Source organism: Acidimicrobiales bacterium, assembly GCA_022452035.1.
GTDB lineage: Bacteria > Actinomycetota > Acidimicrobiia > Acidimicrobiales > MedAcidi-G1 > UBA9410.
Genome location: JAKURV010000039.1, coordinates 1 through 11,512, shown reverse-complemented (window position 1 = coordinate 11,512; position 11,512 = coordinate 1). Strand labels below are relative to the sequence as shown.

Below are 11,512 nucleotides of genomic sequence, written 5' to 3'. Positions count from 1 at the left end.
ACGGCGTAAACGCCAGCGATCTGGGACGACCAGTTGTGAATCGGCAACTTGATCGGATCAGACGAATCCGCAGCAGCCGCCTCTTCAGCAGCTGGCGCCGCCGTAGTAGCCGCCGGCGCAGCCGTAGTAGCCGCCGGTGCAGCCGTAGTAGCCGCCGGTGCAGCCGTAGTAGCCGCCGGTGCGGCATCGTCGCCATCATCGGAGCCACAAGCCCCGGCGATCAGCGAGAAGCCCAACAGCAACGCGAGTAAAACGCGTGCACGTCGAAACATTGTCCCCTCCATGTCATGGAATAGATCAAACCGTCCCATCAAAAACCGACGGCACGGACGGCAGCCCTACTGTCTGCCAGCCGCGAAGGGTAGACGCCGATGCGGCCCGTGTCACCTTGGCGTCAGGTCACCGTCAACTGCAGCGACACCCTGGTGGCACCGTGGTCGATGGCCGCCCGGACGACGGCGTCGACGGTCTCCAGCACCGATTCGGATTCACCGCTTACCGCCGTCCCGAAGGGCCCCACGTCGACGGCCAGGCCGGCGGCCTCGGCCACGTCGATTGCCGCCCGGACATGAGGTCCGGGCGCTCCCTCGACGAACGGTTCGATGGTGAACTCGGCGGAAATCTCCACAACCACATCATGGCCCATCGGACCGACCGTTGCGTTGGCCCCTCAGGTCTCCCAGAGGCGACGGGCACGCCCAGCCAAGTCACGGTGCGCCTCCGCCAGGTCGGTGCCCAACAGCAGGCCGTCAGCCACCACCGCCCGCCCTTCAACGAAGAGGTGCCGGACCCTGCGGTCTGGACCGAGCACGAGGGCCGTCAGTGCATCAGCGATGTCACCCAGGTCGTCACCCGGCCAGACGGCCAGGTCGGCCCGCATTCCGACCTGTACCGATCCCAAGTCGTCTAAGCCGAGGCACCGGGCACCTCCGCGGGTGCCCATCTCCACCACGTCGGCCGGCATCAGCGCGTCCGGGCGGAGTTCTCGGAGTCGGGCCGTGTAGAGGGCCTGGCGCAATTCACCGAATAGGCCTCCCACCTCGTTGGAGGCAACGCCGTCTACCCCTAGGCCCACGGGACATCCGGCGGCCCGGAGGTCGGTGACTCGACACATACCCGCCGCGACGCGGGCGTTGGACGAGGGGCAGTGGGCCACCCCCGTGCCAGCGGTTCCGAGTCGGGCCATCTCGCCATCGTCTATGTGGATTCCGTGGGCCAGCCACACGTCGTCGCCCACCCAACCCCACTCGTCCAGCATTTCAACTGGTCGGCGACCGAACCGCTCCAGGCAGTGCTCTTGCTCCTCGACCGTCTCGCAGAGGTGGGTGTGAAGCCGTAACCCGTGGCGTCGGGCCAACTCAGCCGATTCCACCATCAACCCGGGGGTGACCGAGAAGGGGCTGCACGGTGCCACCGTGACGTGAACCATCTCACCGTCGTGGTGGCGGGCGATAACCGATTCAGTGGAGGCCAGGATGGCGTCTCGGTCCTCCACCACGTGGTCCGGAGGCAGCCCACCCAGACTCTCCCCTAGGTCCATCGAGCCCCGGGAGAGATGCAATCGAAGGCCAACCTCACCGGCGGCATCCACGATGGCGTCGAACACCGCGTCGTCGCCACGGGGAACGAGGTAGTGGTGGTCGGATGCTGTGGTGCATCCGGTGGTCGCCAACTCGCCGAGGCCGACCAGAGCGGCGGCCCGCACGTCCTCCACCGACAGCCGGCCCCACACTGGGTACAACTCGACCAGCCAGTCGAAGAGGTTGCACCCCACGGCCCGACCGCGGGTCATCCACTGATATAGGTGGTGGTGGGTGTTCACGAGGCCTGCGGTAACCACATCGCCCTCGCACCGCACCACCTCGTCGCCAGGTTCGGCGGGCACTGTTCCCACGGCCACGATCCGGCCGTCGGCAACGGCCACGTCACCAGGATGGCGGGCACCACGCAGGACGAGGCGGGGGCTCATGCCGTCCAGCCTCGCGTGTCCAGCGCGATCACGGCGTCCAGTCGGCGAAGACGTCGATCATCAGGCGGACGTCGGGCCCCAACGGGTAAAGGATCGGGCAGGTGCACCCGTCGGCCATGTACTGGGCCACCTTCTCTCGGACCTCATCGGCCGTGCCCGCGGCACAGATCATCTGCACGATCTCGTCGGGAACCAGCTTCGATGCGGCCTCCACCTGTTCGTGGGTGGCCGGCCAGGTCAGTACTCGTCCGATCTCCTCGAGGAGCGACTCGGGCACACCGGAGGCCTTCATGATGTGGGGTTGCTGGCCCAGGTACTGGGTGACCATGAGGCGGGCTCCATCCAGGGCCTCGGCGCGAGTTTCGGCCACCGAGCAGACCACCAGTTGCGGTCGATCTAGGTCGTCCACCGACCGGCCGGCTCGGGCCGCACCGTCGGCCAGGCGGTCCATGGCCCGCCGGTTGTACTCCGGCGACACCAGGTAGTTCAGGACTACCCCGTCGGCAATCTCGCCGGTCAACTCCAGCATCCGGTCGCCGGTGGCTCCGATATAGATCGGGACGTCCTTGGGTCGGCGCTCCTGGTACACGTAATCCAGCTCGACCCCGTCGAGGTGCACGAACTCGCCGTCGTAGGTCACCGTTTCGTCGGCCAGCAGGGCACGACAGGCCTCGACGGTCTCCCTCATGGCCTTCAGCGACCGGTGTCGGTGCACACCGACCTTGGTGGCCAATGGCTCCCACCAGGCACCGATGCCGAGGATTATCCGGCCGGGTGCCAGGTCGTCGAGCGTGGAGAACGTGGAGGCCAGGCGAGCCGGGTTGCGGGTCCAACAGTCGACGACGCCCGAGCCGATCCTGATGGTCTCAGTGCAAGAGGCGAAGGCGGCCATGGGGACCACGGCGTCGCGAACCAAACGGGAATCAGCCTGCCAGACCGCCTCGAAACCCCGCTGCTCGGCGTACTGGACGTAGCCGATGGCGTCCGGAATCGAATGGGCGTCCTGTAGGTAGATGGCCAGACGGGTCATAGGGCGCTCCTCTCAGCAGTCCTCGAGGCGACGGTGCAGGCGGGCGGCCTCCTCGGCGGCCCGGGCCCGGACCTCGTCGGCATCGACCAGGGTGGGCCGGCCATCGGCCAGGACCACCCGGCCATCGACCTCCACGGTCCGGGGTCCGACGTCGGTGGTGAAGGCCAGCCGCCAGGGGTCCATATCGGCGTACGTCCAAGTCACCCGGTCGGCCAACGCCTCGGGAAACAGGTCCCAGCCGGTGGCCAGCCATCCCCAGGCCACCTCGGGCGAAGCCGTCACGTCGTCTTCGCGCTGGCGCGCGTAAGCCACGCGGAACTCGTCGAGCATGTCGGCCCCGATCCCGTCGCTGCCCAGGGCCACCGGGTTGGCGAACCGGACGGGTCGGGCGTAGCCGACGGCGTTGTTCATGTTGGATCGGGCGTTGTGGACGATGGTCCCGGCCAGGCCGTGGTCGTCGAGCAGGTGTACCCCATGGATCAGGAGCCAGTCGTCGGTGGCCAGGTGTCGTAGCCGGTCGGCCGCCCCGGCGTCTACTGGGCCCTCGGCCACGTGCACGTGGACCCCCACGCCCCGGTCGGCGGCCAGGCCGGCCGCCGCCTCCAGGCTCTCGTCAGAGCAGGTGAACCCGGCGTGCACACCGACCATGCCCCGGCCACCCTCCCGGAGGAACCGCTCGTTCTCGGCCAGTCCACGCCGGGCCCCGTCGGCACCGTGGCGGTCGGTGATCCCGTAGGCACACGACACCCGCACCCCCACCTCGGCACACGCCTCGGCGATTATTGACAGCGAGCCGTCGATGGCGTCCGGGGACTCGTGGTGATCGATGATCGCCGTGCAGCCACGTTCGAGGGCCTCCACGGCGCCCAGCATGGCCGACCACCGGATCGACTGGTCGTCCAATGCCCGGTCGAGGCGCCACCACACCAGTTCCAGGATCTCGGCGAACCCAGTCGGTGTCCGGGGCGGGGTTGGCATGCCGCGAGCCAGCGCCGAGTAGAGGTGGTGGTGCGCGCAGACCAGCCCTGGGGTCTGGTCGGCGGTCGGAGCGACAGCAGCCACGGAATCAGCGTCCGTCCCAGGCGGCCCAACGGTCCTCCTGGTCCGGGTCGGCCATGGGCAGGCTGTGACGCCATCCGCCGTCGTGGGCGTGCAGGGCGGCAGCCACTGCACCGGCCGTCGGCACTAGGCCGATCTCTCCCACGCCCTTGATGCCATAGGGCGAGTCGGGCTGGGGCGACTCGATCAGCCGGACGTCGACCTCCGGCATGTCCTTGGGTCGGATGATGCCGAGGCTTCGTAGAGTCTCGTTCCGGGGACGGGCGTCGGCGTCAGTCGGGAAGCCCTCGGTCAGGGCGTAGCCGAGACCCATGTGAACCGCCCCCTCGACCTGCCCCTCGCACATCAGGGGGTTAACGGCTCGGCCCACGTCGTGGGCGGCCACCACGCAGTCCACCAGGCCAGTCTCCGGGTCCAGAACCACCATCTGGGCCGCGTAGCCGAAGGTGGAGTGGATGACGGGATTCTCTAGGCCGTCATTCATCGAGTTGGTCCAGTCCACCCGGTACTCGCCCTCGTAGTCCACGTTCGGACGGCAGCCGTCAGCCAGGGCGTTGTGGCAGGCGTCGGCCACCGAGCCAGCGCCCATCAAGGTGCCCCGGCTGCCCGTGGTCTGGCCGGCGCCCAATTCACGGGTGGTGTCCACGATGACGTCCACGGTCTCCGGGTCAACGCCCAGTTCTTCAACAGCTACCTGCAGGGCGACCGTGTGAACACCCTGGCCCATCTCGGTCCAGCAGTGCCGGACCTCCACCCGGCCGTCCCCGGTGAACCGAACGACGGCTCGGGCGACCTCCTTGAAGCCGTTTCCCAGGCCCGAGTTCTTGAGCCCGAGGCCCAGGCCGACCGGTCGGCCGTCAGCCACCGCCTCGTCGTATGCAGCCTTCACCTCGTCCAGACAGGCCCGGGCGCCAAGGCAGCCGTCGTCCATGACCTGGCCGGGGCCCCAGATGGCGCCTGGGGTCACAACGTTGCGGCTACGGATCTCCCATCCCGAGATCCCAACCTGCTCGGCTAGGCGATCCATGACTCCTTCCATGGCGAACTGTGCCTGGTTGGCCCCGAATCCCCGGAACGCTCCGCCAACTGGATTATTGGTGCGGACCGCCGTGGACTCCACGTCGATGGTGGGCAAAACGTAGGGGCCACTGGCATGGCCGGCGGCCCGTTCCAACACCTTCATGCCCACCGACGCGTAGGGCCCTGAGTCGCCGATCATTCGGGCCCACAGGCCGGTTAGCTTCCCGTCGGCGTCGCAACCCGCCCGATAGGCCATCCGGATGGGGTGGCGCTTGGGATGCATGAGGAGCGACTCCTCCCGGGAAAGCGTGCACCGAACCGGGCGTTGCAGCAGCCAGGCGGCCAACGCCGTGTGGGCCTGGTTACACATGTCCTCCTTACCGCCGAACGCCCCGCCGTTGGATACCAACTCGACGGTGATGCGCCCGGTATCGATTCCCAGCACCGAGGCGACCTGGTTGCGGTCGTCCCATACCCCCTGGCCACCCGAGTACATATAAAGCCCGTCATCTGTGGGTACGGCGAGAGTCGACTCGGGTTCCACGAAGGCATGCTCGATGCGCTGGGTCTGGAAGACCTCCTCGACCACGTGGGCCGAGCCGGCCAGGGCCGCCTCTACGTCGCCCCGGGAGTAGGTCGAGACGGACAGCACGTTGCCATCCAATTCCCACACAGCGTCCTCGTCGGCCTGCAGGGCCACCACGGGGTCGCTGTAGACGGTCCGAGGAACCTGCTCAACGGCCACTAGGGCGGCGGCTTCTCGAGCTGTCTCGCGGTCGTCGGCCACCACCACGGCCAGCACATCTCCCAGGTAGGAGGTGCGTCCCCCCTCGGGGATCATGACCGGCCAGTCGGTGTGGATGATGCCCACCCGAAGAGCGCCTGGGACGTCCGCTGCGGTAAGGACCCGGTGAACTCCGTTGACCTCCTCGGCGGCCGCGGTGTCGATGCTCACTATGTCGGCCCGGGCATGGTCAGCCAAGCGCAGGGCTGCATGCAGCAGGCCGTCGGGGGCCAAGTCATCGATAAACGGTCGGTCGCCGAGACTTAACTCGCTCGCCTCGACCTTCACGCCACGGGAACCCACGCCACCCCGGGGCAGGGGTACAGGGATGTCTCCCGAGGCCAGGGATTCCACGGCGTCCAGGATCTTCACGTAACCGGTGCAGCGGCACAGATGGCCACCCAGGTGCCTGGCCGCCTCCTCGCGGGTCAGCGCCTCACCCTTCCTGTCGATCAGTGCCTTGGCCCGCATGACGATGCCCGGGGTACAGAAGCCGCACTGCAGGGCCCCGTGGGCGGCGAAGGCCGTGGCGTACTGCTCCCGCTCCTCACCCGTCAGCCCCTCAACAGTGGTGACGGCCACCCCCTCAACCCTCTCCATGGACGTCTGGCAGGCCACGCGGGCCTTTCCGTCCAGCAGGACAGTGCAGCAGCCACACTGCCCGGACGGTGCACAACCATCCTTGGGCGAGGTCACCCGCAGTTCGTCGCGGAGAGCGGCCAGTAGGTGCGGGTGGTCGGCGGATGCCTCAACCGTCCGGCCGTTCAGGTCGAAGGTGGTCACAGGCGCTCCTCCCCGGTGTCGTCGGACCCTTCGGGCTCCCCTACCCGTGCCTTCCGAATCCCTTCGGGAACCAACGGCCCCCGCTGCCCGGTGATGGCGCCGTATACCTCGGGGCGTCGGTACCGCTCAAAGTCGAACAGGGTCTCCTTGTAATCGGCGCACAGGTCCAGGTCGACGCGAGCTACGGCAAGCTCGTCGCCCTCGGTGGTACAGGTGGCGTGGACCTCACCCGACGGGCCGATGATGACACTCTCGCCCAGTAGGGCACAGCCCTCCTCCTCCCCGGCCTTGGCCACGCCGACCACCCACATCCCGTTCTGGTATGCGCCCGACTGGAGCACCAGGCGGTTGTGGAAGCCCTGGAGCCGATCCTGGCCCGGGTCGGGGGCATAGTGGATCGGCGTGTTGTAGCCGATGAGGGCCAGCTCACAGCCCTGGAGGCCGAGGACCCGGTAGGTCTCGGGCCAACGCCGGTCATTACAGATGGCCATGCCGACTACTCCGCCAAAGGCACCGTGGACAGCGAAGCCGTCTCCGGGCTCGAAGTAGTAGCGCTCCAGGTGCTGGAAGGCCCGCCATGGCTCGTGGTCCTCGTGGCCTGGAAGGTGCACCTTGCGATACCGACCGACGATGGTGCCATCCCGCTCGACCAGGATCGCCGTGTTGTACCGGTGACCGTCCGGGGTCAGCTCGGCGTACCCCAAGTGGAAGCCCACGCCCAGTCGCTTGGCCTCGTCGAACAGGGGGCGGGTCTCGGGACCAGGCATCTCGGTCTCGTAGAAGTGGTCGGCCTCGGACAGGTCGTCGACCCACCAGCGGGGGAAGAACGTGGTCAGGGCCAGTTCCGGGAACACCACCAGGTCGCAGCCAGCGTCGGCACCGCGGTGCAGTAGAGCCAGGAGCCGCTCCACCACCTCCGATCGGGTGTCGGAACGCTGGATGGGGCCCATCTGGGCTGCGCCGATGGTCACGAAGCGGCTCACGCTGTGCCTCTCGATCCGGGTCCCGTCAGGTCGGAGGCGTCCAGGGCCAGCAGGGTTCGCACGAGCACGTTGGCCCCGGCAACCAGGTGTTCGGGGTCGGTGTGCTCGGCCGGGTTGTGGCTGATGCCGTCGCGGCTGGGTACGAAGACCATGCCGGTCGGGCAGACGCGGGCCATCATCTGGGCGTCGTGACCAGCGCCCGAAGGCATCCGTTGGACGGTGTGGCCGAGGTCGGCCGCCGCTCCGGCCACCGTGTCAACTACCCGGGTGTCGAACTCCACCGGCTCGAAGCGAGCCAGGGTCCGCTCAGCGACCTCGACGCCCTCGCTGGTCGCCAGGTCGGCCACCATTCGGGCCAGTTCAGCCTCGGCCTCCCGCAGGAGTTGCTCGTCGGTATTGCGCAGGTCCACGGTCATCGATGCCGAGGCGGCCACCACGTTGACCAGGTTGGGGTGAAGCTCCAGGCGCCCCACGGTGCCCACCTGGCGTCCACCCATCCGGACTGCCATCTGCCGGACGTGGTGGGCGATGGCCGCCGCCACATAGCCCGGGTCGTGACGGAGGCCCATGGGGGTAGTCCCAGCGTGGTTGGACTGGCCGGTGACGGTCAGTTCGGTCCAGGAGATGCCCTGGACGCCGGTAACGGCTCCGATAGTGGTGCCCGCTGCTTCCAGCACTGGACCCTGCTCGATGTGTAATTCTACAAAGGCCCGGGGTGCCGGCCCAGGACAGGGGAACGGGCCCTGGTAGCCAATGCGGTCCAGTTCCTCGCCGACAACCGCACCGTCGATGCCCACAATGTCCAAGGCCTCCTCGACGGCCATCCCGCCGACGTAGACGAGACTCCCCAGCATGTCGGGGGGGAATCTGGAGCCTTCCTCGTCGGTGAAGAAGGCCACGGCGAACGGGTGCTCGGTTCGGATGCCCTGCTGCTCGAGTGTCTCGATGACCTCCAGGCCGGCCAGCACCCCGAGGTTCCCGTCGTAGCGGCCTCCGGTACGGACGGTGTCGATGTGGCTTCCGGTCATCACCGGTGGGCCGTCAGTCCGACCGGGCCGCACGCCGACCACGTTGCCGATTCCGTCGACTCGCACGTCCAGATTGAGGTCGTGCATCCACGCCACCACGAGGTCGCGACCCTCCCGGTCTTCGTCGGTCAAGGCGAGGCGGCAGGAGCCCCCGCCGTCGATGGGCCCGATGGTGGCCAGTGCCTCGATCCGGCGGAGCAGTCGGTCGCCGTCGATACGAGGAGCGTCGGGGGTCCGGCTGGTCATCGGGCACCTCCGGGAACGACGTCGGCCAGGGCGATGTCGGCCGGACGTACCGGCACCCGGGGCAGGTCCAGTCCTGTGGCCTCCCGCATGGCGGCGACGATCGCTGCCGTGGACGAGATGGTCGGCGGCTCCCCGATCCCCTTGGCCCCGAACGGGGCCCCAGGCTCTGGTTGTTCGATAAGCGCGGCAACCCCTACCGGTGGCATGTCCAGAGCGGTAGGCACCAGGTAGTCGGTGAACGAGGCGTTGCGGATCCGACCGTCGACCACCTGGACCTCCTCCATGACGGCCAGGCCCAGTCCCTGGGCGGCACCGCCCTCCAATTGTCCCAGGGCCTGGATCGGGTTCAGGATCCGTCCCACGTCCTGCGAGGTGGTGAGCTCGACCACCTTCACCAGTCCGAGGTCTGGGTCGACGTCCACGATGGCCCGGTGGGCTGAGACGGCGAACGACACGTGCGCGTTTCCCTGCCCGTCGGCATCCAATGGAGAGGTCGGAGCGTGGCGGTGGACCACGTCGGCGGTGACCGGCTCGATGGTCACCGCGGTCAGGTCTACGTCCAAGGGTCCGGACAGCGAGCACACCCGACCGTCGACCAGGACCAAGTCGTCCACCGGAACGTCATACTCGGCAGCCACCCGGACCAGAAGGGTGGTTCGGACCTCCTCGCAGGCCTTCTGGACGGCACCCCCGGACATCCAGGTCTGGCGGCTGGCCGACGTGGAGCCGGCCGAACCGATGGTGGCCGTCTCGACTGGGGCCAGCACAACCTCCTCCACACTCAGGACCTCACGGGCGATCTGCTGGGCCAGGGTCACAAAGCCCTGGCCAACCTCGGCGCATGCACACGTGATGGTGGCCACACCATCCTGTAACTCGCACCGGGCCTCTGAGGAATCGTCGAACCCCTCGGAGAACATGAGATTCTTGAAGCCCACGGCCAGCGCCTCGCCCCGGACCACGTGGGTGGCGTCCGCCGTCCGTCCGGCTCCACCGGGCCGTGACATCGGCTCGTCGGGGCGAACGGCGGCCGACGGACTCCCGGCGCACGTGCGGATCACCTCAGCCACCGGGAGAGCCCCGGTCACCACCTGTCCAGTAAGTAGCCGGTCACCTGGGGTCAGAGCGTTGTGTAGTCGCAGGTCGACGGGGTCCATCCCCAGGGCCACGGCCAGACGGTCCATCTGGGCCTCGTGGGCCATGCATGTCTGGACGGCGCCGAAGCCCCGCATGGCGCCACAGGGTGGGTTGTTGGTCCGAACCACAACGCCCTCCACGTCGGCCGACGGCACCCGGTAGGGCCCAGCGGCGAAGCAGGTGGCGTTGGCGATCACCGCCCCACTTGAAGAAGCGTAAGACCCTCCGTCGAACAGCAGCCGGGCCTCCACACGGATCAGCGTCCCGTCGGCCGCCGCGTGGTGGCGGTACCAGAGCTTGGCTGGGTGGCGGTGCACGTGTCCGTGGAAGCTCTCCTCCCGGCCGTAGACCATCTTCACCGGGCGGCCGGTGCGCAGGGCCAACAGGCACAGGTGGACGTGGAGACTCAAGTCCTCGCGGGCACCGAACGCCCCGCCCACCCCGGCCAGAGTCAAGCGCACCAACCCGGGATCCAAACCTAGGCAGGCCGCCACCTGGTCCCGGTCCACATGGAGCCACTGGGTGGCCACGTACAGCTCGACGCCTCCGTCCTCAGCCGGAACGGCAAGGCCAGACTCCGGGCCCAGGAAGGCCTGGTCCTGCATGCCCACCTCGTACGTACCCTCGACGACCACCAGATCGTGGCGGTCGGCGGCTGTCGGATCTCCGTGGCGGAGGTGGATGCGACGAAGCAGATTCCCATCGGGGTGGATGGGCGGCGCCGCCTCGGCCAGGGACGGGTCGACCAGGGGCTCGGTGATCTCGTAGTCGACCACGATGGCGGCCAGGGCCCGACGGACCGTTTCCGGGTGGTCGGCGGCCACGATGGCCACCGGCTCGCCCGCGTAACGGACAACACCGGCAGCCAGGACCGGCTGGTCGGGGTGGTCCAGGCCGTAGGTGGCCGCACCGGGAACATCTTCGTGGGTCAGGACGGCGTGGACCCCGGTCATGGCCACAGCCGGGCCGATATCGACGGACCGGATCCGGGCTGACGGGTGGGGCGATCTCAGGGTCCCCCCCCACAGCATCCGGTCGTGCCAGAGGTCGCTCGAGAAAGCGAACTCACCAGTGACCTTGGGAACTCCGTCCGGCCGGGAGGCGCTCTCGCCGATCCCAGCAGCACGCGTCCGACCACCGGCCAGGGTCGTCGACACGGCACTCATGTCCGGGCCTCCCGTCGGGCCAAGGCAGCGCGGTCCACGGCGTCCAGAATGCGTCCGTAGCCGGTGCAGCGACAGAGGTTCCCGCTGATGGCTTCCCGGACGGTGAGGTCGTCGGGGTCGGGGTCGTGATCGAGGAGGTCGTCTACCGCCATAAGCAGGCCGGGGGTACAGAAGCCGCACTGGACTGCACCGGCATCCACGAAGGCCTGCTGGACATCAGACAGGGACCCGCCGGCCTCATGGCCGGCTGACAGCCCCTCCACGGTGGTCACTGAACGATCAGCAGCGGCGACGGCCAACACCAGGC

At 68.3% G+C, this 11,512-nt stretch carries 10 protein-coding genes; all 10 read right to left on the bottom strand.

Features of this window, described 5'->3' with window-relative positions:
- Window positions 1-311, bottom strand: a 311-nt coding sequence (locus MK181_10255; protein ID MCH2420180.1) for a hypothetical protein, incomplete at its 3' end; no start/stop codon positions are given.
- An 83-nt stretch (window positions 312-394) separates the two neighbouring features.
- Window positions 395-646, bottom strand: coding sequence for a thiamine-binding protein (locus tag MK181_10250; protein ID MCH2420179.1), 252 nt, complete (start codon window positions 644-646; stop codon window positions 395-397).
- A gap of 24 nt (window positions 647-670) precedes the next feature.
- Entirely contained in the window at window positions 671-1,969 is a 1,299-nt protein-coding gene (locus MK181_10245; GenBank protein MCH2420178.1) for an 8-oxoguanine deaminase, read from the bottom strand.
- Window positions 1,970-1,997: 28 nt separating this feature from the next.
- Complete coding sequence (locus MK181_10240; GenBank protein ID MCH2420177.1) at window positions 1,998-2,999, bottom strand: LLM class flavin-dependent oxidoreductase; 1,002 nt, start codon at window positions 2,997-2,999, stop codon at window positions 1,998-2,000.
- 12 nt (window positions 3,000-3,011) lie between these two features.
- Window positions 3,012-4,061 (bottom strand): amidohydrolase family protein, encoded by a 1,050-nt coding sequence (locus MK181_10235; GenBank protein MCH2420176.1) that lies wholly within the window; start codon window positions 4,059-4,061, stop codon window positions 3,012-3,014.
- Between the two features lie 4 nt (window positions 4,062-4,065).
- Complete coding sequence (locus tag MK181_10230) at window positions 4,066-6,645, bottom strand: molybdopterin-dependent oxidoreductase (protein ID MCH2420175.1); 2,580 nt, start codon at window positions 6,643-6,645, stop codon at window positions 4,066-4,068.
- On the bottom strand, window positions 6,642-7,628 hold the full coding sequence (locus MK181_10225) for an N-carbamoyl-D-amino-acid hydrolase (protein MCH2420174.1): 987 nt from the start codon (window positions 7,626-7,628) through the stop codon (window positions 6,642-6,644). Before MK181_10225 ends, MK181_10230 begins: the two co-directional genes overlap by 4 nt.
- Window positions 7,625-8,902 (bottom strand): Zn-dependent hydrolase, encoded by a 1,278-nt coding sequence (locus MK181_10220; protein MCH2420173.1) that lies wholly within the window; start codon window positions 8,900-8,902, stop codon window positions 7,625-7,627. Before MK181_10220 ends, MK181_10225 begins: the two co-directional genes overlap by 4 nt.
- Window positions 8,899-11,205, bottom strand: a complete 2,307-nt coding sequence (gene pucD, locus MK181_10215; protein MCH2420172.1) for a xanthine dehydrogenase subunit D — start codon at window positions 11,203-11,205, stop codon at window positions 8,899-8,901. Before pucD ends, MK181_10220 begins: the two co-directional genes overlap by 4 nt.
- Window positions 11,202-11,512: 2Fe-2S iron-sulfur cluster-binding protein (locus tag MK181_10210; protein MCH2420171.1), on the bottom strand; the 311-nt coding region annotated here is incomplete at its 5' end. The genes MK181_10210 and pucD, both read right to left, overlap by 4 nt.